This window comes from Fischerella sp., assembly GCF_013388695.1.
In the GTDB taxonomy this organism is placed as follows: domain Bacteria; phylum Cyanobacteriota; class Cyanobacteriia; order Cyanobacteriales; family Nostocaceae; genus PCC9605.
Genome location: NZ_JACAEU010000043.1, coordinates 24398 through 47266, shown reverse-complemented (window position 1 = coordinate 47266; position 22869 = coordinate 24398). Strand labels below are relative to the sequence as shown.

Annotated in this window: 22 protein-coding genes; 14 read left to right on the top strand and 8 right to left on the bottom strand. The window is 43.1% G+C overall.

Annotated elements, in window-relative coordinates; translation table 11 throughout:
* Positions 1 to 141 precede the first annotated feature (141 nt).
* The 5 genes from HXY43_RS07125 (at position 142) to murI (ending at position 7847) form a co-directional block, all read left to right on the top strand.
* Positions 142 to 1641, top strand: a complete 1500-nt coding sequence (locus HXY43_RS07125) for a cation:proton antiporter (RefSeq protein ID WP_290881627.1) — start codon at positions 142 to 144, stop codon at positions 1639 to 1641.
* 593 nt (positions 1642 to 2234) lie between these two features.
* Positions 2235 to 2405, top strand: coding sequence for a hypothetical protein (locus HXY43_RS07120; RefSeq protein ID WP_155960535.1), 171 nt, complete (start codon positions 2235 to 2237; stop codon positions 2403 to 2405).
* Between the two features lie 34 nt (positions 2406 to 2439).
* On the top strand, positions 2440 to 4338 hold the full coding sequence (locus HXY43_RS07115; protein ID WP_026735080.1) for an N-acetylmuramoyl-L-alanine amidase: 1899 nt from the start codon (positions 2440 to 2442) through the stop codon (positions 4336 to 4338).
* A 447-nt stretch (positions 4339 to 4785) separates the two neighbouring features.
* Entirely contained in the window at positions 4786 to 6846 is a 2061-nt protein-coding gene (locus HXY43_RS07110) for an N-acetylmuramoyl-L-alanine amidase (protein ID WP_290881623.1), read from the top strand.
* 143 nt (positions 6847 to 6989) lie between these two features.
* Positions 6990 to 7847, top strand: coding sequence for a glutamate racemase (gene murI, locus HXY43_RS07105; protein WP_290881621.1), 858 nt, complete (start codon positions 6990 to 6992; stop codon positions 7845 to 7847).
* A 71-nt stretch (positions 7848 to 7918) separates the two neighbouring features.
* Here murI and HXY43_RS07100 read toward each other — a convergent pair whose 3' ends face one another.
* Positions 7919 to 8116, bottom strand: coding sequence for a hypothetical protein (locus HXY43_RS07100; RefSeq protein WP_026735077.1), 198 nt, complete (start codon positions 8114 to 8116; stop codon positions 7919 to 7921).
* Between the two features lie 934 nt (positions 8117 to 9050).
* Between HXY43_RS07100 and sds the strand changes: the two genes are divergently transcribed.
* Positions 9051 to 10022, top strand: coding sequence for a solanesyl diphosphate synthase (gene sds / locus HXY43_RS07095; RefSeq protein ID WP_290881618.1), 972 nt, complete (start codon positions 9051 to 9053; stop codon positions 10020 to 10022).
* A gap of 116 nt (positions 10023 to 10138) precedes the next feature.
* Here the strand turns inward: sds and HXY43_RS07090 are convergent, their stop codons facing one another.
* Positions 10139 to 10612, bottom strand: a complete 474-nt coding sequence (locus HXY43_RS07090) for a hypothetical protein (RefSeq protein WP_290881615.1) — start codon at positions 10610 to 10612, stop codon at positions 10139 to 10141.
* A gap of 206 nt (positions 10613 to 10818) precedes the next feature.
* Between HXY43_RS07090 and hetZ the strand changes: the two genes are divergently transcribed.
* From hetZ to HXY43_RS07060, 6 genes are all read left to right on the top strand, one after another.
* Positions 10819 to 12009, top strand: coding sequence for a heterocyst differentiation protein HetZ (gene hetZ / locus HXY43_RS07085; RefSeq protein ID WP_290881612.1), 1191 nt, complete (start codon positions 10819 to 10821; stop codon positions 12007 to 12009).
* Positions 12002 to 12982 carry a PatU gene (locus HXY43_RS07080; RefSeq protein ID WP_290881610.1) on the top strand — a complete coding sequence of 327 codons (981 nt, stop codon included), beginning with the start codon at positions 12002 to 12004 and terminating at the stop codon, positions 12980 to 12982. Before hetZ ends, HXY43_RS07080 begins: the two co-directional genes overlap by 8 nt.
* A gap of 259 nt (positions 12983 to 13241) precedes the next feature.
* Positions 13242 to 15563 (top strand): transglutaminaseTgpA domain-containing protein, encoded by a 2322-nt coding sequence (locus HXY43_RS07075; RefSeq protein ID WP_290881652.1) that lies wholly within the window; start codon positions 13242 to 13244, stop codon positions 15561 to 15563.
* Positions 15563 to 16366, top strand: coding sequence for an EndoU domain-containing protein (locus tag HXY43_RS07070; protein WP_290881651.1), 804 nt, complete (start codon positions 15563 to 15565; stop codon positions 16364 to 16366). Before HXY43_RS07075 ends, HXY43_RS07070 begins: the two co-directional genes overlap by 1 nt.
* 2 nt (positions 16367 to 16368) lie before the next feature.
* The gene (locus tag HXY43_RS07065; RefSeq protein ID WP_155960534.1) at positions 16369 to 16512 is read left to right on the top strand and encodes a hypothetical protein; all 144 of its coding nucleotides are present in this window, start codon (positions 16369 to 16371) and stop codon (positions 16510 to 16512) included.
* Positions 16513 to 16675: 163 nt separating this feature from the next.
* Positions 16676 to 16822 carry a hypothetical protein gene (locus tag HXY43_RS07060; protein WP_290881608.1) on the top strand — a complete coding sequence of 49 codons (147 nt, stop codon included), beginning with the start codon at positions 16676 to 16678 and terminating at the stop codon, positions 16820 to 16822.
* 175 nt (positions 16823 to 16997) lie between these two features.
* Here the strand turns inward: HXY43_RS07060 and HXY43_RS07055 are convergent, their stop codons facing one another.
* The 4 genes from HXY43_RS07055 to HXY43_RS07040 form a co-directional block, all read right to left on the bottom strand.
* Positions 16998 to 17714, bottom strand: a complete 717-nt coding sequence (locus HXY43_RS07055; RefSeq protein WP_026735070.1) for a pirin family protein — start codon at positions 17712 to 17714, stop codon at positions 16998 to 17000.
* Between the two features lie 512 nt (positions 17715 to 18226).
* Positions 18227 to 18793, bottom strand: a complete 567-nt coding sequence (dps, locus tag HXY43_RS07050; RefSeq protein ID WP_026735069.1) for a DNA starvation/stationary phase protection protein Dps — start codon at positions 18791 to 18793, stop codon at positions 18227 to 18229.
* 221 nt (positions 18794 to 19014) lie between these two features.
* Positions 19015 to 19419 (bottom strand): aldo/keto reductase, encoded by a 405-nt coding sequence (locus tag HXY43_RS07045; protein ID WP_290881649.1) that lies wholly within the window; start codon positions 19417 to 19419, stop codon positions 19015 to 19017.
* The gene (locus tag HXY43_RS07040; RefSeq protein WP_290881604.1) at positions 19409 to 19540 is read right to left on the bottom strand and encodes a hypothetical protein; all 132 of its coding nucleotides are present in this window, start codon (positions 19538 to 19540) and stop codon (positions 19409 to 19411) included. Before HXY43_RS07040 ends, HXY43_RS07045 begins: the two co-directional genes overlap by 11 nt.
* 223 nt (positions 19541 to 19763) lie before the next feature.
* Here HXY43_RS07040 and HXY43_RS07035 point away from each other — a divergent pair, with 223 nt between their 5' ends.
* Positions 19764 to 19964: a hypothetical protein gene (locus HXY43_RS07035; RefSeq protein WP_026735067.1), complete on the top strand. Its 201-nt coding sequence runs from the start codon at positions 19764 to 19766 to the stop codon at positions 19962 to 19964.
* Positions 19965 to 20129: 165 nt separating this feature from the next.
* Here HXY43_RS07035 and HXY43_RS07030 read toward each other — a convergent pair whose 3' ends face one another.
* A complete protein-coding gene (locus HXY43_RS07030) occupies positions 20130 to 21035 on the bottom strand; it encodes an AraC family transcriptional regulator (protein WP_026735066.1) in 906 nt (301 codons plus the stop codon).
* Positions 21036 to 21247: 212 nt separating this feature from the next.
* Here HXY43_RS07030 and HXY43_RS07025 point away from each other — a divergent pair, with 212 nt between their 5' ends.
* Positions 21248 to 21652, top strand: coding sequence for a thiol-disulfide oxidoreductase DCC family protein (locus HXY43_RS07025; RefSeq protein ID WP_290881598.1), 405 nt, complete (start codon positions 21248 to 21250; stop codon positions 21650 to 21652).
* Between the two features lie 73 nt (positions 21653 to 21725).
* On the opposite strand, the gene obgE is transcribed toward HXY43_RS07025, so the two are convergent.
* Positions 21726 to 22757, bottom strand: coding sequence for a GTPase ObgE (obgE, locus tag HXY43_RS07020; protein ID WP_290881595.1), 1032 nt, complete (start codon positions 22755 to 22757; stop codon positions 21726 to 21728).
* Positions 22758 to 22869: the final 112 nt, after the last annotated feature.

The window sequence follows — 22869 nt, the reverse complement described above, 5'->3', positions numbered from 1 at the left end:
GCTATTGCTCGAATGTTACCCTGCGGGGAAGCTTGGATACACACTCGTCGATTAGTTAATAGCTTTTGACAGATGACAAAGAACAAATGACAAAGGACAAATAACAAAAGCTGAAGCTCGACAGCTTGTAAATTAGAAAGAATGATTTCCACACAGTCAATGCAGTTTTTAGGCACAATCAACTTCTCGTTACCCCTATTGGCAACGACAGGTGAAACAGCAGATAGTTCGCTGGTAGTAGCAGCAGTACTGCTGAGTTTGGTAGTTATTTACTTTGCCAGTAAACTCGGTGGAGAATTATCCAACCGCTTCGGTTTGCCGCCTGTCTTAGGTGAACTCGTAGGCGGTGTGGTTGTAGGTATATCTGTCCTACATCTGTTGGTATTTCCTGAAGGAGGGGCAGATAGTTCTAATTCTCTAATCATCTCGTTTCTCAAAACCACTGCTGGTTTAAGTCCTGATGCCGCAGACAGTGTGTTTGTGGCCCAGTCAGAGGTTATTTCTGTTTTGGCAGAATTGGGTGTAATCATCCTGCTGTTTGAAATTGGTTTGGAGTCAAACTTAAAAGACTTGATGGCAGTGGGTATTCAAGCCACAGTTGTAGCGGTAGTGGGTGTTGTTGTACCCTTTACTGCTGGCACGGCAGGTTTGATGATTTTGTTTGGAATCCCAGCAGTTCCGGCGATTTTTGCTGGGGCAGCGCTGACTGCCACCAGTATTGGTATTACTTCCAAAGTTTTGTCAGAATTGGGGCGTTTGAATTCCAAAGAGGGGCAAATTATTCTTGGTGCAGCCGTTATTGACGATGTACTGGGGATTATTGTCTTAGCAGTAGTGGCCAGTCTTGCTAAAGATGGTGCAGTCGATGTTGGCAAGGTTGTTTATTTGATTATTAGCGCCGGTACTTTTCTTTTGGGTGCGATCGCTCTAGGTAATATTTTCAACAAAACTTTTGTGGCGATCGTCGATCAACTCAAAACGCGCGGTGAACTGATCATACCAGCATTCATTTTCACTTTTGTGATGGCATATATTGCCGCTGTTATTCAGTTAGAAGCGATTTTGGGAGCTTTTGCAGCAGGTTTGGTTCTGGAGGAAACAGATAAGCGCAAAGAACTGCAAAAGCAAATCATCCCGATTGCTGATATGTTAGTGCCAATTTTTTTCGTGACTGTCGGGGCACAAACTGACTTGGGAGTTTTAAACCCAGCGATTCCTAGCAATCGCGAAGGTCTGGTTATGGCCAGCTTCCTCATCTTGGTAGCTATCCTGGGTAAAGTTGTAACTGGCTTAAGCGTATTTGGTCAACCCCAAATCAATCGTTTGGCAATTGGCGTGGGAATGATTCCTCGGGGCGAAGTCGGATTGGTATTTCTTGGTATTGGTGCCAGTACTGGCATTCTTTCCAAACCATTGGAGGCGGCAATTATCATGATGGTCATCCTCACAACCTTTTTAGCCCCTCCCTTGCTGCGGTTCGTATTTCCGCAACCACAAATGGCAGCAGGAGATTCCAATGAACTGATTTTAGATGGCTCTTCTGGGGCTCCTGTGGCAATAAAGTCATCTGGTGCGATGATGTCGACATCAAATGATAATGAGAATCTCAAAGGTAATTTCAATTCTCAGGAGGGTAAGTAAAATTTTTGTGTACAGGCGCACTGTTGAGCGTCTGTACTTCAATCATTATTTAGTTCTGACAATATTTAGGACTTTAAGATTAGCATAGGAAACTTATGTCTCCTACTGTCCGTCGCCTGTGATTGTACCTTTGAAGGAGTTTTTCTTAACTACTATTAATATTGCTGATGTAATTACTTTCTGGTCTTAAAAATAATGCAGAACTTAGAAGTGAAAAAGATTTTCACACTTTGTTATGTGATGAAATCATATGGCTGACTGTCTTGAAAATAAAGAAGAGGAGCCACTGCATTGCGGGGCTTCTCCCGGTGTCTTTTACTGTAATATTTCCTTGCATTGGTCTGTTGTGCTTTTTTGAAGTAATTAAAAAGTATGACCTGCAATTTTTGTCTTGTCAGTTAAGAAAAGCTGATTTTTTAACCAGGTGCATTGATTGCCAACAATCAAAAAACTCAAAAAATCTTTTGGCAACGCAAGTGTATGTTACTAGCATTGACTGCTATTGTTAATTTTAGTTATTTCTTTGTTGGTTTAATCTGATGCTTTGCAGACTAAATTTCCCTGGCAAAAAGGCATAGAAAAGAGTAAAGTTTATGCTAAAATTCTACGCCATCAACCGTGACTTTATCTGGACGCAAAACCATACATCTAAAAATAAAAGTGAACTGCGACACCAGCGACCAAATAAAGTAATTGACTCATCGAAGCTAAAAGTTGACGGTGACTGCCTGAGGATTGACCAACGCTTTTACATAACAGATTGACCGCTCTCATGAATGCGACTCAGGAGAAAGCACTGTGAAACTACACTGGTTAGTACCTGGTACTGTCTTGGGTATCTCCCTATTATCGTCGCCTGCACATGCAGCGAACCTACAATCTTGGCGTTTTGATGCCGATCAAAATCGGTTAGAAATCAATACTGATGGTGCTGTTCAACCGACTGCCCAACTAGTGTTCAATCCGACACGGTTAGTCATTGATTTGCCAGGTATTAAATTCGGGCGTCCCCAGCTTGTCCAGTCAGTCGGTGGTGCGATTCGTTCGCTCCGGATTGGACAGTTTGATCCACAAACTACACGCGTAGTGGTTGAACTCAGCCCAGGTTATACCCTCGATCCTCAGCAGGTGAAATTTGAAGGGGTAGCTGCTAATCGCTGGCGGGTACAATTACCAAAGCCAAAACGGGAAGAAGTTGCTGCCTCACCTACCAGAAGTACTTACAGTGTGGTGACAACAAAACCTTCTACCACATCTAGTTCAAAAGAAACGGTAGTCAAAACTGCTGAAGCTACGACTCAAATTGAAGGTTTGCGAGTCACGGGAGATGGATTTTTCATCCGTACGAATGGTGGCAATCCAGAGGTGAAGGTAAGGCGTAATAGCGATCGCACTCGAATTTTCATGGATATCTCTGGTGCGACTTTATCACCCGATTTGGAACGCGATTTATCAATTAATCGTTACGGTGTTGACAGTATCCAATTCTCTAAATTGGATGAAACACCACCCACAGTCCGCATGACTATGCGGGTGGACAAAAATGCCCCTGACTGGCGACCGACAGTAAGTAGTGCGAATGGTTTGGTACTGTTGCCTACCAATGGCAGAATAACTCAATTACGTGGGGATAACAGTTCAAGACCCTTGCTTTCTTCATCCCGTAATTCTGAAACTGATTCGCCAGCCACAATTGAATCTGTAGAATTGGCTGGCAATGGCACGCAACTAATTATCAAAGGCGATCGACCTTTATCTGGTAGTGCTGGCTGGGATAGATCCTCTACACTGTTCCGCATTACTATTCCCAACGCTCGCTTAGGTTCTGATGTTAAAGGGCCTGATTTCGATGCCAACAGTCCTATTCTCAGAGTACGCCTGCAACAGCAAGACCCCCGCACTGTCGCTATTTTTGTTCAACCCGCAGCAGGAGTACAAATTGGTCAACTCAACAAACTCAGCGGTGAGCTTTTGTCACTAGAATTGCGACAACGCTCATCTGGTAGATTTAGACCTCCGGTTGTGTTACCCGGGCCATCTGGTAGATCTAGACCTCCGATTGTTACAATCCCCCTACCACGACCAAACCCACGACCATTATCAGAAGGGCCTATTGTAGATAAACCCCAACCTTCCCCAACGCGCCGTGTTCCAAATGGGCGAGTGGTAGTCTTGATTGACCCCGGACATGGTGGCAGAGACTCAGGGGCTGTTGGTATCGGAGGAAAGTTAGAAAAGGATGTCGTATTACCTATTGGCAAAAAGATCGCAGCGATATTACAAAAGAATGGCGTACAAGTGGTATTAACCCGGAGTTCTGACTACTTCGTTACCCTTCCGGGAAGAGTAGCAATAGCAGAACGTGCCAATGCTGATATATTTGTCAGCATCCATGCTAATTCAGCGGGTACAGGTCGTCCGGATGTGAATGGTTTGGAAACGTATTATTACGATACAGGCTACAGTTTCGCTCGCATTGTCCACAGCAGCATTCTCCAAAGTGTGAATGTCAGAGATCGGGGAGTGCGAAGAGCCAGATTTTATGTTCTCCGCAAAAGTTCTATGCCCTCAATCTTAGTGGAAACTGGTTATATGAGTGGTCGGCAAGATATCGCTAAGCTACGAAGTGCATCTTACCAAAATCAAATGGCAGAAGCGATCGCTCGTGGTATCCTCCGATATCTCCAGCGAAGATAAATCAACATAATACTTTATCTTTACCGTATTTCTGCTGAAACTGCACTATTTTTTCAGCACTTATCACAGTGTTATTTGTAAAACTTTCCCTCATTTCGATACATCAATTCCCAGAAATTACGCAACATAAAAAATTCTTTATCACCGACCGTATCATTGACCAAAATTGACTACTGTTGTTAATTTTGGTTATTACTTTGTTGGTGTAATCTGCTGCTAGTAGCAGACTATTTTTTCCTGCTTATTACGACAGCGCAATTTATAAAGTCGTGCTAAAGTCTGACGCCATTAGCTATGGCTTTATCAAGCAGCACTTTATAAAGTACAAACCGATACATCGGAATAAAAGCTAAGATTTTGGGTGGTAACGATGTGAGAATTTGAGGATTAGCCAACACTTGGATAAATTAACGCTTTTCGTATGAATGTGAATCAGGAGAAAACATTGTGAAACTACAGCACTGGTTGATACCTGGTATTGTCTTAAGTACCTCCCTATTATCTTCGCCTGCACATGCAGCGAACTTGGAATCTTGGCGTTTTGATGCCAATCAAAATCGGTTAGAAATCAATACTGATGGTGCTGTTCAACCCACCGCTCAACTAATGTTCAATCCGACGCGGTTGGTCATTGATTTGCCAGGTATTAAATTCGGGCGTCCCCAGCTTGTCCAGTCAGTCGGTGGTGCGATTCGTTCAATCCGCATCGGACAGTTTAATCCACAAACCACACGTGTAGTGGTTGAACTTAATCCTGGCTATACCCTTGACCCTCAGCAAGTGAAATTTGAGGGGGTAACTGCTCAACGTTGGCAAGTACAATTACCACAACCACAACTCCAACCAGCCACCACTGCTCCTCGAAATCAACTCCAACCTGCCACTACTGCCCCTCGCAATCAACTCCAACCAGCTACCACTGTTCCTCGAAATCAACTCCAACCAGCCGCCACTGCTCCTCGCAATCAACTCCAGCCAGCTACCACTGTACCTCGAAATCAACTCCAGCCAGCCGCCACTGTTCCCCGAAATATTTATAGTGTAGTAACAACAAATACCTCTAACACTACCGCGAATACATCTAATATTGTTGCGAATAAAGGAACAACAATCAGCGCTAGCACTGGAGCAACACAAATAGAAAGTGTAAGAGTCACTGGCGATGGTTTTTTTGTTCGCACTAATGGTGCTACCCCTCAGATTCAAGTCAATCGCAGTCAAGACAAAAGCACCATCAACATTGATATCTCTGGTGCAACTTTGTCACCCAATTTAGTACAGCGAGATGTAAGTATCAATCGATATGGCGTTAATAGTATCCAATTCACCGAATTAGGTACAACACCACCCACAGTCAGGATGCTGATGCAGGTGAATAAAAACAGTCCTGATTGGCGGGCAAGCACAAGTGCTGTTGGTGGTTTAATAGTTTTACCTAATAGTAGTCCTGTCAGATTACCTAGAGATAATAGTTACCGTCCCAGTTTAGGTAGTAATCCCAGCCCAAGTCCTATTCCTTCGCCCGTCGCCACCGACGAAGTGGCAACAATTCAGGCTGTGGAACTTAGTCCTACTGGCAAGCTATTAATCATTAAAGGCGATCGCAATTTATCAGCAAGTGGCGGTTGGGATAGATCCTCTGGTTTATTCCGCATTACTGTTCCCAATGCCAAATTGGCTACACCTGTGAGAGGCCCAGTCATGGATGCCAACAGTCCTATCCTGCGGGTGCGCTTGCAACAGCAAGATCCTCGTACTGTTGTTGTCTATGTCCAACCCGCAGCGGGAGTGCAAATAGGGGTAGTTAACCAAATTGGCGACAAGTTCGTGTCTGTGGAACTACAACGCAATCGTCCTGGTGCTGTTTTACCTCCTTTACCACAACCTAACCCCCAACCATCACCAGGATCTGTGGTAGATAATCCTGATAGTGCGCCACAGCCACAGCCACCACGTCCAGCGCCCAGAGGACGAGTGGTAATAGTAGTTGACCCCGGACATGGTGGTAAAGACTCCGGTGCACCAGGAATAGGTGGATTGTTAGAAAAGGATGTTGTTCTACCTATTGGCAAGAGAATTGCTGCTGTTTTAGAGCAGAATGGCATTCAAACAGTGCTAACACGGGATTCTGATTATTTCGTAGAGTTGCAGGGAAGAGTAGAGATTGCCGAGCGTACAAATGCTACTTTATTTGTCAGCGTTCACGCAAATTCCGTTGATAAACGCCCAAATGTGAATGGCTTGGAAACTTACTATTACGACAGCGGATACCGTTTCGCACAAGTAGTTCACAATAATATTCTCCGAAATATCCCTACCCTTAAAGACCGAGGCGTACGGAAAGCCAGATTTTTCGTCCTCAGAAAAAGCTCTATGCCCTCAATCTTAGTGGAAACAGGTTATATGACCGGTCAAGAGGATAACCCCAGATTGGGAAGTCCAGAATATCAAAACCGTATGGCAGAGGCAATAGCTAATGGTATACTCGAATACCTACGACAAAGATAAAAGTGTAGTAAAAATTGCTAAATGAAGGAAGTAGTAATTAGTAGTAGTTAGTAGATAGTAGTTAGTTGTTCTAATAACCACTAACCACTAACCACCAACCCTACTAAATCCTGTATCTTAAATCAAAACTCTAAATTCAAAATTTGTCTGTGTCTATATTTGAAGGCAATCTTTGCGATTTTTCTCAAGAACCTCAACGTGCGCCAATTGGCATTTTTGATAGTGGTGTGGGTGGGTTGACGGTACTGCGACAACTCTATCGACAACTGCCTAATGAATCAATTATCTACTTTGGGGATACAGCTCGGCTTCCCTATGGCATTCGCTCACAAGCAGAAATTCTCCAGTTTGTTCGAGAAATCCTCACCTGGATGCAACAACAGCAGGTGAAAATGGTAATTATGGCTTGCAATACTAGTTCTGCCCTCGCATTAGAAATAGTACGCGAGGAATTTGAGATGCCAATTCTCGGACTGATTTTACCAGGAGCAATGGCAGCAGTGCAGCATGGAAAGCGCATAGGTGTCATTGCTACCCCAGCAACTGCTAAGAGCAATGCTTATAGACATGCTATTATCGAAGCAGATCCAGAAGCTCAAGTTTGGCAGGTAGGCTGTCCAGAATTTGTACCGCTAATTGAGCAAAATCGCATTCACGACCCCTACACTACAGAGGTGGCGCGTTCTTATTTAGAGCCTTTACTACAACAAGAAATAGACACTTTAGTCTATGGCTGTACTCATTATCCCCACCTAGCTCCTGTGTTGCGATCGCTCATCCCTGCTTCTCTAAAGCTGGTAGATCCAGCAGTTCATGTAGCGGCTGCTTGTGCAAAAGAGTTAGATCTACTGAGCTTAAAAAATACCTATCCTGCTTTACCAACTCGCTTTGTTGTGAGTGGTTGCCCACAACAGTTTGTTCAATCCTCAGCACAATGGCTGGGTTGTACCCCAATGGTTGAGGTAGTATGCTTCCCCAACACTGTTGTTTCTAGTAATTAGTTAACGATCAAGAGTCCATAGTCAATAGTTTATAAACTAATGACTATGAACTCTTGACTATTGACTCTCCACTAGCGTAAACTACTGGCTTCAGTTACATTCGGTGTAACCGATATATCCTGTGGGTGCTTTCCTGCAACAGCTGAAGAAACACTAGTAGAAGTAGTTTTGTTTCCTGTTCGCTTTGCCAGTGCTAATAGTAGATAAATTGTGAACAAATATCCAGAAGCTAAAATAAAAATCATCATAGGCATCTTCCCGTAAATCATTTTTGCTACCAGTGCCTTTATCAAGGAAATATAAATTCAATACAATTAGCAGGTATTCAGCCAGGCAAGTACTCACTTGGCGGCTTCTACATTACATGCCAAACTAACGGTAGAACTCTCGTTCTCTCCGCTCAATACACTATGTTTTGATATGATTTTTTGCAGACCACACCTATCACAGCAGTTAAATAACCAACAGGCGATTTAACTACTGCTTCAGCAGTCTACCCAGTCTGCCTTACTTGACACGTACCTCTGTTTGGCAGGATCAACACTGACGCGCAAATAGCGCTGAAGATATGTGACCACTTTGCTTCCTTAATGGAAACATGTAACTCCTAACCAAGAAGTCCGTATAACGCATCTGTAACCTATGAAATAACTTTCATAGTTTCATCTGCGACAACTAACTTTAGATTCACTATAAATAAGTATAAATACTTAACTGTATTTACCTTATCTAGAAGTGAAAATCGGAAAAATTTAAAATCCTTATATTTTAGCGTAACACAACAACCCTGATTTTTCAGGCTACTTTTCTGCTAAATTGTAAAATTTCTAAATTAATACAGTTAAGCAATTTAGGCAATTTTTCTTTATATGAGAAATAACTAATGTGTAATAAGTTATTGGTAACAAGTAAGAGATTAATTTATACCTGTTGTCAGGTTTACATAGTAGATTCTAGTAAAAAAATTAATTTTTTATTAAAAACTGCTTTTTTGCCAGATAAATTTAACGTTTACAGAAATATATTATGTATAAATTATATCGTATAATTTTAGTCCTGCTTAAAAACAGACTAGTATCTTTATATTTTTAAGTCTTGAAAATAAGGAACTTCCTAACGAAAACTTTGCGCTGATTCTGGGTTATCTTAAAATGAGTATAGGATATGTAAACTTTCGTAACCTAAGCCAGAGTCCGCCAATCCATGACCCCAGCTACCTCTCTATTTTCCCCTGTGGAAGCAGACCTGCAAATACTAGCAGAGAACCTCAAACAGCTAGTTGGGAATCACCATCCCATCTTGTATGCAGCAGCCGAACATCTATTCGGAGCTGGGGGTAAACGTATCAGACCAGCAATTGTTTTACTGATATCGCGGGCAACAATGCTCGATAAAGACATTACACCACGTCACCGCCGCCTAGCGGAAATCACAGAATTGATTCACACAGCAAGCTTGGTACACGACGATGTGATAGACGAATCAGAGATGCGACGTGGGGTACCTACAATTCACAGTTTGTTTGGTAACAAAGTTGCTGTATTAGCAGGTGATTTTTTCTTTGCTCAAGCTTCCTGGTATCTAGCCAATCTGGACAATTTGGAGGTCGTGAAACTGCTGTCAGAGGTGATTATGGATTACGCTGTTGGGGAGACACAGCAGGCAATAAATCACTTTGATACAAGTATTTCGATAGAAACTTACTTAAAAAAGAGTTATTACAAAAGTGCTTCAATCATTGCCAACAGTTCCAAAGCCGCAGGGGTAATCAGTGAAGTTTCTAAAGAAACTGCCGAACATTTTTATAATTATGGTCGCAATCTAGGTTTAGCGTTTCAGATTGTCGATGATATTTTAGACTTCACCAGTTCGACAGATACTTTGGGTAAGCCCGCAGGCTCAGATCTCAAAAGTGGTAATTTGACAGCACCAGTGTTATTTGCCTTAGAAGAAAAACCATACTTGGAAGTAATGATTGAACGAAAGTTTGCCCAAGAAGGTGATTTAGAGCAAGCAATAGCGCTGATTCATGATAGCCAAGGTATCCAAAGAGCGCGAGATTTAGCTGCTCAACATGCTAAGTTGGCTGTTGAGCAGCTTGCTGTTCTTCGACCCTCAGAATCACGCCAAGCATTAATTAAGATTGCTGATTATACTTTGAGCCGACTTTATTAGATACTAAGGACTGGGGGCTAGGGACTGGGGATTAGAAATTTTAAGATTAGGGATTAGTGGATATTTTTACACTAGCCCCTAGCCTAAGCGCTTCTAGTCCCTTACCTCAGCGCCTCTCAGGCAATATCAGGGGGCACTTGACCTTTGGGTCGATTTTGTTGCAAAACCTGTTGAACTAAACTTTGCAAGTCACTTCGCTTGATTTCAATTTCTTGCGTGTTAGTGCCATCAGTGTCAAAAAACACTATACTATCTACGGGTTCTAATGCCAGTAACTGAAACAAAATATGGGTGACAGGCATGGGGGCAGCTATTACTTGAGGGTCAAGCCCAGCACTATAAGAGGTGGAAATATCCTGTATGGTAGGAAAAGCATAAATTACCTGCTTTTCTACTGGTGGATTTCCACGATTGCTCAATGTAGTTAAGATCCAGTTCTCATCCAAGTTTTGGAGAATATAGTACTGGGGATGACCTAACTTTTGAGCGATCGCACTGAGGGCAGGGGCAATTGCTGCAACTAATTTTGGTGTAATACCATCTTTGGGTGCATTGTCAATCAGCAATTGAATTTGTGTTTCTAAATCCATAATCACCTGTAATCTGCTTCTTGGTATTGGCTATAACTGCAAATGGTTGTGCGAACAATCAAACAAGAATTGGGAATAATAAATTCAGCCAAATCCTCAGGGCAGGACTGTCCTGCGTTTAGCTTATACGCAAAACTCCTAACCCAATACCCGCAGTCATACAGGTTGTAAATATGTATGTTAGGGTCAGTTAAAACACGAGACTTATGAAATCAGCCGCAACCACAATTATTCGGGGAGAGTGTTCTATCGGCGTGGAGGCGATATTTCCATTCCTTTTCCAGGAACTTCAGCAGTCAACCAAGGCATCCGACCAGAATTGCCGCGACGTCGCAATGCGAATTTCTGCCGAGGTTTACCGGATTTGCAATGAGAGTAAACGTATTCAAGCTTCCGGTTCTATAGAAAATTCGGCAATGACCCTAGCTAAGCATCGCCAGCAACAGTGTTTGAGGTACTACCAATTAGGTTCAAATCGAGGCAGGGTCGAATTACATAGTACCTTGAGCGCAATTATTTATCGCTACATTAATCCGCCGCAAAGACAATTGAGCTATCAAGGGCGATTGACTGTCATTGAAGATTTCCTACAAAGTTTTTATCTAGAAGCTTTAAACGCTTTCCGGCGAGAAAACCAACTAGAACCATCTTATCGTCCGAAAACGCTGCTGGAATTAGCAGAGTACATGGCATTTACCGAGCGCTATGGCAAACGGCGGATTCCTCTACCAGGGCGTCAGCAACAGTTAATTATTCTTCGAGCCCAAACCTTTTCGCAACAGCAGCCCCCAGAAACTTGTGTGGACATAGAACAGGCAGCAGAAGGTAGTGGTAACGAAGCTGATGGTTCTTGGGAAGATCCAGCAGTGCAGCAATTGCGAAGCGCGATGGCGACACAAACAGAACCAGAACCCCAAGAAGACACGCTGCGTTCGGTTGTAATTGCCGAATTAATGAATTATTTAGAAGAACGGCAACAAACAGATTGCGCTGATTACTTTGCTCTGCGCCTCCAAGATTTATCAGCACAGGAAATCGAATCAATTTTGGGCTTAACCCCTCGCCAGAGGGATTACTTACAGCAGCGCTTCAAGTATCATTTAATTCGGTTCGCTTTGTTGCATCGTTGGGAACTAGTTCACGAATGGTTGGAAGCAGATTTGCAAACCAACCTGGGCTTAACTCCCCAACAATGGCAGTCATACACCGAACAGCTTGACGAAAAGCAGCGGTCTTTATTAGAACTAAAGCAGCAGGGGCAAACCGATGAAAAAATTGCTAAAACTTTAGGTCTGTCTATGGCACAACTTCAAAAACGCTGGTTTAAAATTCTTGAACAAGCTTGGGAGATTCGTAACTCCCTAGTATCCGGATCAAGTGCTGCCACTCATGAATAGTGACTCAGGATCCTTACAAAACCAGTTACTCTCTCGGTTGTTGGCAGAAGCAGCCAAACCCGGAGAGTATATACAACTCGAATGTGAGGACAATAACGGGGCAGAGAACTTTCTCCCAGATCTGACTGCGTTCACAGGTAGCGATCGGGAGTCGGGATTCAAGCCCCAAACCTTTCTATTGGGAGAAATTCCTACTGTGCAAGAACGTTTCCAAGCCGTCCTTAAGCGTCGGTTACAAGTACAAATTGAAGACCACCCACCATTATTCCCTTGGGAAACACAACTAGTGGATTATCCCGAGTACGCAGACGAGTCTGCAATGGGGCTAGTTCCTACCTGGGGGTGGGCGGCACAGCAGTCTAAGCTGAACTTGCCGATGCTCCTACCGGAGAAAATTTTCCGGCAATTGCTCGACAAATGTCAAGCACTGATAACATCCTCTTTGCCTTTAGGGCCAAAATTGGTTCAGGCTGTGGAGAGCTTTTTCCCTAACGAATCTCAGGTGTTGAACGACCTAGCAGGATGCGTATTAATGAGCCCCTACAGATCTGTAGATGCTCTAGAGGCAATGCCAAATCTGGATAGCGATTATTCAGATTTACAACCACGGCAACAAATGGCGTTGTCATTGCTGGCGGCTAAACAACTGCTAGAAAGTTTAACTCTGCCTATTTCAACTACAAATCCATTGTTAGAAAGACAATGGCTGACTAGCGTTGGCGTCCTGAACCTGAAGGTAGTTTACCAATCTCAAGGTCAGGTGGCGAAACTGCGAATTCAAGGTCACTTACCTTCAAAAGGGGTGATTAAGCTCCAAGGAAGTGATTCTCAAGCAAGGGCAGAGTCTTCAGGCCCGGGAAGCTTGAGTGTAGAACTATGCTGCACACAGATGAACGAGGCTTACACCTTGACAATTGAGTTGAAAGAAATAGACCAACAGCCGTTGTTATTTGTGATTATTCCCACAAAATGACTTAAAAGTTAGCTCTCGCTAGCACTCGAACTTGATAATAGCCCTTGTTATGAAATGAATATCATCCTGGTTTTGAAACCGAGCCAATCTTTTAAAAAGCGGTTATTAGGGCGTCTACGGACAGCTGCAGTGAGGAGGAAAATTGTGATGCGAGGGAGGTTGGTTGACCTCACTCGCATTGTGTCAGTGGCGTCTACATAATAGCTTTGCTTGTATACCTATCCGCTGCTTTCTATTTGCGATGTTTAACATTTCCAGGATGAGTTGTCTTTGGCGTCTACCTTTAGGTCATGACTGGCGGCAAAATTTGCTCCAGTCGCCTGTAAAAGAAGTGGAAGATTCAATTACCTTGCGGGTGTTAGTGCTAGCGTTGGTGGTTGTGGGCATTGTGGCGACGGATATTGCAGCTGAAACTGGCTTCAGTTTCTGGGCAGTACCGCTTTCAATAGTAGGTTCTATTTGGAGTTATTACCGTCGCCGCGATCGCAATATCTCAGTTAAATTTTGTATCGCCATAGGAATGTTAGTAGCACTGGGTGCTTTCTTAGGGCGATTGCTGGGAGAGTTGAATGATACGCGACTGGCTTTGGCGGAATTATTAATTCAACTCCAGGTGTTGCATTGCTTTGATATACCCCGTCGCAAGGATTTGGGTTATTCAATCCTGATTGGGTTGATTTTGCTGGGTGTGGCGGCTACGCTGAGTCAAACTTTAGCGTTTGCCCCACTGCTGTTATTATTTTTAGCGATCGCCCTGCCTACTTTAGTCCTAGATTACCGTTCCCGACTCGGCCTGGAGCAGGTTAAAATTCAGAATGAAAAATTTAAACAGGGGAATTCCTCTGTTGTTTTGAATTGGAAATTTTTAATTTTTAATTTTTTGATGATTGTTGGGCTGGGACTGGCGATTTTTGCCCTTTTACCCCGCCTTCCTGGCTATCAGTTGCGGATGTTTCCTGTCAGTTCTCCCATTGAAATCAAAGGCGATTTTACAGGGCGTAAAATTGTCAATCCTGGTTATGTCCGCCGAGGTGATACTCAAAATCAAGGCAATGTCAGCGGCGGTACAGGAAACAGCCAAGCCGGCAAACCAGGAAAGCTAGATAATAATTTTTATTACGGTTTTAACAGCCAGATGAACCAAAACCTGCGGGGAGAGATGACACCCAAGGTAGTAATGCGGGTGCGATCGCAAGCTTTAGGTTTCTGGCGAGTGCTGGGATTTGACCGCTACACCGGAAAGGGATGGGAGATTTCACGTAACGAGCAAGTAAAACGCATCAAGCGATCGCCTTGGTCTTATCAAATTTTTCTAGATCCTCCTGTCAGCGCTGCTCAAACCAAAGAGATTGTACAAACTTATACAGTGGTGTCGGATTTGCCCAATTTAATTCCAGCAATGGCATCTCCCAAGGAGATTTACTTTCCGACACCGATGCTAGCCGTCGATGCTGAAGACGGATTGCGATCGCCTGTGGAATTATCGGAAGGCATGACCTACACAGTTATTTCCGAAGTTCCCTACCGCGATCGGACTTTATTAGGAAAAGCTTCTACTAAATATCCACCAAGTATTAAAAATTACTATCTGCAAATTCCTCCTGAAATAGCCGAAAAAGTACGCAAACGAACCGAAGAAATCCTAGCTAACTACAATCAAGAAAGAGTCGGGAAGTCAAATAAATCACTGGACTCAACCTATGAAAAGGTTCTCTACCTAGCTCAGTATCTGAAGCAAAACTACACAATTCCAGAAAATCCCCTCGAACTGCCTTATTTGGATGAAAAGGAAGACTTGGTAGAGGCTTTCTTGTTTAAGCACAAAGGAGGCTACCCAGACCATTTCTCCACAGTGTTAACAGTCATGCTGCGTTCTATTGGCATTCCCGCACGGTTGGTGGCTGGGTTTGCACCTGGAGAGTTTAATCCGTTTACGGGAATGTACGTTGTTCGCAACACTGACGCCTATGCGATGACAGAAGTGTATTTTCCTAAATATGGCTGGTTCGCCTTTGACCCTATTCCCAATCATCCCCTCATACCCCCCTCTATAGAAGAGAATCAAACTTTTAGCACACTACAGCAGTTTTGGGATTGGGTTGCTGGCTGGTTGCCCTCTCCGGTGACAGGTTTACTTAACAATGTATTTGGGGCTATATTCGCCTGGATTAGCAAGGCTTTTTCTTGGTTTTTATCTTTATTCTTTCAAGGTTGGTTGGGTGTTTTAACAGGCTTAATCTTGGCGACAGCAATAGCTTTCTTAAGTTGGCTAGGCTGGGATAGGTGGCGAGAGTGGCGCGATCGCTTTGCTTTGAGGAAATTACCACCGATGGAAAGCCTTTATCAACAAATGCTGCAATGGACATCCCAAAAAGGTTTGGGCAAACATCCGGCACAAACACCCCTAGAGTATGGCAAAATTTCATATCAGCATCATGCGACTGCAACGGCTAAGGTAATAGATGAAATTTGTCAAGCCTATGTCAGCTGGCGTTATGGTGGTCATGCTCCTAACTTGCAAAGACTACAACAAAAATGGCGCCAGATGAAAAAGACTACCAAGAGATTAAAATTAACTTAATGTGGTTAAGAATAGGATTGTTTATTTCGCTGGTTGCTGTTCCACTTTGGTTGCACAGTCCAGTGGCTGCTCAACAGCAAGATAACAAACTTCTGCCCTTTTTTGATCGTGAAGACAACCCTGTTCCTGTTGGTTTCCCACCAGGACAGCAGCTAGACATCTCACCACCTCCACCAAAGCTAAATGCTTTTGACCAAGCAGTTTTAAATATTTGTGGTTCTATCGGTACAAGAGTTAGTCCCAATCAATTTCAGCGGCTTTTATCTTACTATCCAGATGTCCTAGACAAACTGCAAACAGTGACTGGCGGTGAACTGCGTCCGGGTAGAAAGACAAAATCAGAATTTTTGCAAGATTTAACTAATATTTGGTTTAAACGACAGGGGTTTGAACACATCTTTTGTGGCGAAATATATAACGAAAATGACATAGGCGGTTTGCATTTTTACGGTAGATACTTGCAACTGCAAAATCAAGGCATTGGCGGACGCCTTGAGAATAATCAAGCCCGGGAAGAAGTGGTTCCTGGTGTAATTTATACAATGGGTGTGGTGATTAACCAGGGGAACCGTAAAGTCACAGATGTGATTAAAGGCTACGGCTACCTTAGCAACGCCCAAGAAATGCTTTTAGATGCAACTAAAATCTTTAAACTCCAAGGAAATACTGAGGGAGCATGTATTTATAATGTACGGGATTGGGAGACAGGAAAAACTTTCTCTACTGTTTTTGTTAGGAAAGAAAAAGCGATCGTTACCTTCTATCCCGACGCTACCCCCAACGGACAACCTTGTAAAAATTAATTATGATGCTCCAAACAGAACGCTTGCTGTTGCGTGAGTTTTTGGAAGCTGACTGGCAAGCAGTTTTTGTCTATCACTGGACGCAGCGAACACAGACCGATGCTCGCAAGTTTGTGCAAATGTTTATTGCTCAGCAAAAGGAATAGCCGCGAACGAAGTTTCAATTAGCTATCAAGGTATCACGGGAGGGTGAGAACCCCTACCTTTTAAGGCTTGTCATTACCAACATCTTTTTCAGAGCTTGATTACACGCATTCTCGGCAAGTCTAGGGCTTAGGTCACATCGGTGATGGTAAAGGTCGAAGAATTATGCTACATAGTTGTTTAGCAGTAGCACCAATACCAGTTAATCCACAAATCTTGGGACTAGCAGGACAAATACCTTGGTTGCGTAGCAACGACAATCACAACGCCGGATGTAGAACCTCTGCCAGAACTATTGAGAACAGACAGTGAAGGGGAAATTTGGGCGTAAATCTGGCGGTCTGCCAACCGGGCAGACCTTATGGCGAGGTTGGTTGAGATTACAAGATATGTGTTGGGCTGCTGATTTCATTACACAGCCACTTTAGAAATGTTGGTAATGACAAGCCTTAAAAAGGGGGGTTGGAGGGATCTAATCCCAGCCACATCAACCTAAATCAAACAACAAGATTTCTGCACCAACATCAGTGCTGATTTCAAGTTTTTCTTCGCCATTCATTTGCACACCATCACCTGATCTAAGTTCTTCACCGTTCAAATTGGCTACACCTTGAGCAATTTGCAACCAACCATAACGATTTGGTTGGAGATGATAATTAACAACATTACCAGGTTCCAAAATAGATGTGTATAAATCAACATCTTGAAAAACTTTCACAGCCCCATCACGTCCATCTTTAGCAGCAATTAAACGTAATTGACCACGCCTTTCTTCAATGGGGAAAGCTTTTTGGTCATACCTGGGTTGCAGTCCTTGCTGATCGGGAAGAATCCATATTTGCAAGAAGTGGACTGGTTCTGTTTGAGAAGGATTAAATTCGCTGTGTAAAATCCCAGTTCCAGCACTCATGATTTGTGCTTCCCCTGGACGAATTATTGACCCATTACCCAAGCTGTCTTTATGCTCTAACGCACCTTCCAGCACGTAGGTGAAAATTTCCATGTCTTTATGACCGTGGGTAGCAAAACCAGCACCAGGAACAACGCGATCATCGTTAATTACACGCAAAGAACGAAATCCCATGCGGTTAGGATCGTAAAAGCTACCGAAGGAAAATGTATGGTAGCTATCAAGCCAGCCTGTTTGAGTGCGACCACGTGCGTTTCTATCGTGAATTAGATGAGTTTTAGCATTTGAAAACATACGTGAATCCTCATTGTTTATGTAGTTTTAGAAATGCCTAAATCAAGCTTCTTAGCAAAGTGCAGCAGTCTTGCAGTAGTTGTTAGCAATTTGAATCAGATGTATTGCTAACAAGTCAAACTATTGTATGTGTGAAACCAGGGTTCAATCATATTGTTAAATAGCAAAAATGTTATTTATTTTTACCCTGGTTTTTACCTATCTCAATATTAGATTATATGACTTGGAAATGAAAAGTAGATACTTAAAAGTAAGGTAATTACCAAAAAGATACTGTTCTTTTGATGCTGTTACATTAACTTACAGTCAAGGAAGTATATATAAAATAATGGTGCGTTAGGCTTGCCATAACGCACCCTACAGAATTTGTTAGTAGTTAGTTATTTGTTGCCAGTCTTTCCAACTAACAACAAACAACCAACCATCAACCACTAACTACTAACTACTAACTACTAACCACTAACTATATTACGCATTACCAATTTGCTGATATTTCAACTAAATTGTCTTAGTTATTTAACGCCAGCTTTCTCTGGAGTTTTGGTTGCTGCGGTACCATTTCCTGGCTTGAGTGCTGCTGCTTGCAAATGAGCTTCTAAGAACCAGAGTCGTTTATCAATGGTGCGAGAGACTTCGGTGTAAAGGTCTGCGGTATCAGCATCGCCTAAGTTATCAGTTGTATCGATCGCTTGTCTGATATGCTTGGCGTAAGGTGCAAAACGCTCTGCCAAAGCTGTAACGTGTTCCATACCATCCAAAATATCAGTAGGATATTCTGGCAATATAGAACTGGCTGCTGCCATGCGAACTGTACCGCAAGCATAGCCACCCAAAGCGGTAATTCTTTCCGCAAACATATCAATGAACTCTTCTAACTCATCTGCGATTTCATCAAACAATTCGTGCAGTTGGTAGAAATCGGTTCCTTTGACATTCCAGTGCGCCTGCTTTGTCTGAGTTTTTAGATCCGTTGTAGCTGCTAGAGTTTGGTTGATCAGTTCAACAATTTTGGTGCGTGCATCAGCAGGAATATCAATGCGGCTGGGATAAAGACGTGATGACAGGTCGTTTTTACTCATGGTTGTCACTCTCTTTCTCTTTTTGGCTCGACAAGACGAGTTTACAGATATTGCTTTGCTTTACGAAACTCTCTGACGATAGATGGTATTTTTCTCTTGGCGCTATAAAATAATTGCATTCTAAGCAAAATGTTAGTAAATAGTAGATAGTAGATAGTAGTTAGTAGGTAGGATTGATAGTTAGTTGTTGGTTCTTCCCACTAACCACTAACCACTAACCACTATCCATAAGCATGATGATTGTCTATGAGGTTGAATGTACCACCGAAGAGGCGATCGCGCATTACATCATTCTGCAAGAAGTCATGAGGGAAACCAAGCTCAATTTGACTGACTTCGTTCAGGCGTTGCAGATGTTCTGGTGAGAGAGTGATATCAACGCAGGCTAAATTATCTTTAATCTGCGATACCTTACGCGCACCGATGATTGGGATAATCACGCCACTTTGAGCGCGTAACCAAGCAAGTGCTACTTGTGAGGGTGAAAGTCCAATTTCTTGGGCAACTTGGGTAACAACTTCTGCGATCGCTAAAGCGCGTTCCGAAATAGTTCCTTCCCCTGTAGTTGAGAGTCGCCCTTGTTCTTGGCCATTTCCCTGACTTTGCCGGTTGTATTTACCCAGCATCAAAGACTTTTCGGCTTTCGTCTTGGGATGCTCCCCAACCCCACTCTTCACCAAAGGTCATGGTTCCCAAGCAAAGTTCAGAGACTCGCAACCCGCTTTTACCCAAGAGTTTGTATCTCATCACCGCTTTCTCATTTACTGAGGATGAGTTTAGCTAACTTCTATACTTTTGTCTTGCCTTTTCTTGCCAAAAATATCACATTCTTGCTTTACCAGCCCCTTTTAGATGAGTAACATTAAATAATAAGTATCAACTAGGTTGATTGTCACGGGGAATAAATCCCCGCGTCCGTCTCCTACCGTGCCGTCCATGCACGGTTTTTCGACGTTCCCGCGAGGTTTTTATGAACAAAACAACGCAGAACACATTCGGCTCTAGGATGACTGATGAAGATTGGTTTAACTTAGGAAAATCTGATGCTTGGGCTGGACAACCCAAAGTGCCACCAGAACAAGATTCTCAAGCTGCTAGTATGTACGAACTAGGTTACAGCGAGGGAGAAATTAAACGTCCGCCAATTGAAACTAGAGCAGCAGACGACTAGAACGTCAGTTCAGTATTCAGAAATTGTCTTTATGGGTGAGACAAGGGAGAGTTCTTGAGAGTGGGAGAGGGGGAGAAACGGAGGTGGGGAGAATATAAAACTTGACTCTTCTTCCCATCACCCCATCACCCCATCCCCCATCTTACTTATCTCTCCTTTCTCTTGCTAAATTTTGACCTGTTCTCTGTAAACTTTTGGCGTTATACCTATGAGTCTGCGAAAAACACTTGTAAAATGGCTCTGATTTTGAAAACCTACCTGCTGGCAAATTTGATTAATTGTTTCCTCACTTAGAACTAATAATTTTTTTGCTTTTTCAATTCTGCAATTCATCACGTATTGGTGAGGTGACAAACCAGTTGACTGTTTAAAAAGGCGCGAGAAATGATACATACTCATTCCCACAGCCGCAGCGATTTCAGCAAGTGTCAAATCTTGTTCGAGGTTCTCGTTAATATACTCAATCGCTTTTCGCAACTGGATGCGAGAAAGACCGTCAGAATATGTAGAAATTTTTGCCAAAGATGTAGAATAGTTCTTGAGCAAGTGAATGCAAAGGGTAGTCGCCAAAGATTCGATATAAATACGACTACCCATACCATCAGACTCTAGCTCTGATTTGAGCGCTAGCCCTATATGCTGAATTAGAGGATCGGCAGAAGCTAATTGTGGCAGAACTTCGTAATTTTGCAAATCTATTGAGTCGTAACCGACACGGGTAAACAGTTCTGCATCTAAACTCACGAGTAAAAATTTTGCTTCCAGATCCCAATGCAACTTATGATAACTATTCGCCGGAACCACGGTAATATCACCATAGTTAATGCACTCATGGTGGAGATGTCCATTTAATACTCTTTCTACTTTGACGGGGCGCTCCTCAAGGCTAATACTAATAACATGCTGCTTGGGACTATGTTCTGGAGTACTATGACCGGGCTGTTGATGATAATCTAGCCGGATACCGTCCCATTTGGCTTTGTAACTTGACATTAGGGGCGATCGCGGCAGAATTTCTGCATAAGCGTCTTCTTCAGCAAAATCAATAGTTAAGATCTTCTCTTCTGCCATTGTTATCGCCTCGGAAACAAACAATAGGGTTTGAGATATTAGCCCATACTGTATTTAAGATAAGGTTAACTTTTCACGCTCAGTGATTGCTCATAACGAACAAACAACAACTAAAGACCCTTATATTTATTTTTATTGACGTTTAGTAACCTAATAATTAGGTTTACAAATAGTAATATACACTAATTTTTGCATAGACAACCGCTATTGCCATGAATTACTATGTCATCTACGACGGAAACTGTAATCTTTGCGTTACCCTAGTGCAATTGCTAGAAACCCTAGACCAAGGAAACTTGTTTCGCTACATTCCGATGCAAGATGAGCAAACACTACAAAAATGGGGAATCACACCGCAAGATTGCCAGTTGGGTATGATTTTGATTGATGCCAACGCGCCAGATCGACGCTGGCAAGGCAGTGCAGCCGCTGAAGAAATTGGGCGATTACTACCATTGGGTAATGTTTTCGTAGATGCTTATCGTGCCTTGCCTGGAGTGAAATGGGTAGGTGATAAAGTTTATGAACAAATCCGCGATCATCGCTACAGCTTGTTTGGCAAGCGTTCTAGTACATATCACTCAGCATACTGTGCTGAGGGTGGCTGCAAACTTTAACAGCAAATCAACATGGTCATTAGTCAACAGTCAATGGTCAATAGTGAAAAGACTTTTGACTGTTGACTGTTGACTATTGACTATTGACCAACTGTTCATCTTTAGCATCAAGTTGATCGAGTATTGACCAAAGTTCTTGCAACATTAACTCTAAACCAGTACCCGTAACAGCTGAAATTAAGAATACCTGAGCATGAGAAAGATGATTGAGTCTTGTTGCTAGTGCTTCTAAATCTACGCTTTCCCTATCGACTGCATCAATCTTGTTTAGCGCTAAAACTTGGGGACGTTCTGACAAACCCCGCCCGTAAGCCTGCAATTCTTGTTGAATTGTATTGTAATCTGCGATCGCATCATCACTAGTAGCATCAATCAAATGCAGTAGGACTCGCGTGCGTTCAATGTGGCGCAAGAAATCATGCCCCAATCCTGCCCCTTGGGAAGCACCTTCTATTAGTCCAGGAATATCAGCAAAAACTGTGCCATCACCACTCGGTTTGCGTACCACACCCAAATTTGGCACAAGAGTTGTGAAAGGATAGTCAGCAATTTTCGGACGTGCTGCCGATAAAGCCGAAATCAATGTTGATTTTCCAGCATTTGGTAGCCCAATAATCCCTACTTCTGCCAACAGTTTTAACTCCAGACGCAGCTGTTTAATTTCCCCTGGCAATCCTGGCAAGGCATATTCGGGGGCGCGGTTGCGGTTACTCAAAAAATGCTGGTTGCCCAATCCACCTTTGCCACCTTTGGCGATCGTTAAAGTTTGCTCAGGTTCTACCAAATCCCCTATTAATTCCCCTGTTTGGGCATCATAGACAACTGTGCCGCAGGGAACCTCAATAATCAAATCCTTTCCATTTGCCCCAGTGCGGTTATTAGGCCCGCCGCGCCCGCCGTTTTCTGCCTTAAATCGATGGTTGTATCTGAAATCGAGCAGAGTTTGCAGGTTTTCCACCGCACGTAATAACACCGAACCGCCTTTTCCCCCATTTCCACCAGAGGGGCCGCCTGCTGGCACATACTTCTCCCGCCGGAAAGCGACAATACCATCGCCTCCCTTACCTGCTTCTACTTCAATTTCTGCTTGATCGATAAATTGCATAGACTTAGTTAGTAGTTAGTAGTTAGTAGTTAGTAGTTTAGTTGTTGTTCGTTGTTTGTTGTTTGTTGTTGGTCGTTCCAAGTAACCACTAACCACTAACCACTAACCACTA

Coding starts and splice junctions, on each gene's coding strand:
- HXY43_RS07125 (WP_290881627.1), top strand. CDS start 142: ATGATTTCCACACAGTCAATGCAGTTTTTAGGCACAATCAACTTCTCG.
- HXY43_RS07120 (WP_155960535.1), top strand. CDS start 2,235: ATGCTAAAATTCTACGCCATCAACCGTGACTTTATCTGGACGCAAAAC.
- HXY43_RS07100 (WP_026735077.1), bottom strand. CDS start 8,116: ATGATTTACGGGAAGATGCCTATGATGATTTTTATTTTAGCTTCTGGA.
- sds (WP_290881618.1), top strand. CDS start 9,051: ATGACCCCAGCTACCTCTCTATTTTCCCCTGTGGAAGCAGACCTGCAA.
- HXY43_RS07090 (WP_290881615.1), bottom strand. CDS start 10,612: ATGGATTTAGAAACACAAATTCAATTGCTGATTGACAATGCACCCAAA.
- hetZ (WP_290881612.1), top strand. CDS start 10,819: ATGAAATCAGCCGCAACCACAATTATTCGGGGAGAGTGTTCTATCGGC.
- HXY43_RS07080 (WP_290881610.1), top strand. CDS start 12,002: ATGAATAGTGACTCAGGATCCTTACAAAACCAGTTACTCTCTCGGTTG.
- HXY43_RS07075 (WP_290881652.1), top strand. CDS start 13,242: ATGAGTTGTCTTTGGCGTCTACCTTTAGGTCATGACTGGCGGCAAAAT.
- HXY43_RS07070 (WP_290881651.1), top strand. CDS start 15,563: ATGTGGTTAAGAATAGGATTGTTTATTTCGCTGGTTGCTGTTCCACTT.
- HXY43_RS07065 (WP_155960534.1), top strand. CDS start 16,369: ATGATGCTCCAAACAGAACGCTTGCTGTTGCGTGAGTTTTTGGAAGCT.
- HXY43_RS07060 (WP_290881608.1), top strand. CDS start 16,676: ATGCTACATAGTTGTTTAGCAGTAGCACCAATACCAGTTAATCCACAA.
- HXY43_RS07055 (WP_026735070.1), bottom strand. CDS start 17,714: ATGTTTTCAAATGCTAAAACTCATCTAATTCACGATAGAAACGCACGT.
- dps (WP_026735069.1), bottom strand. CDS start 18,793: ATGAGTAAAAACGACCTGTCATCACGTCTTTATCCCAGCCGCATTGAT.
- HXY43_RS07045 (WP_290881649.1), bottom strand. CDS start 19,419: ATGCTGGGTAAATACAACCGGCAAAGTCAGGGAAATGGCCAAGAACAA.
- HXY43_RS07040 (WP_290881604.1), bottom strand. CDS start 19,540: ATGAGATACAAACTCTTGGGTAAAAGCGGGTTGCGAGTCTCTGAACTT.
- HXY43_RS07035 (WP_026735067.1), top strand. CDS start 19,764: ATGAACAAAACAACGCAGAACACATTCGGCTCTAGGATGACTGATGAA.
- HXY43_RS07030 (WP_026735066.1), bottom strand. CDS start 21,035: ATGGCAGAAGAGAAGATCTTAACTATTGATTTTGCTGAAGAAGACGCT.
- HXY43_RS07025 (WP_290881598.1), top strand. CDS start 21,248: ATGAATTACTATGTCATCTACGACGGAAACTGTAATCTTTGCGTTACC.
- obgE (WP_290881595.1), bottom strand. CDS start 22,757: ATGCAATTTATCGATCAAGCAGAAATTGAAGTAGAAGCAGGTAAGGGA.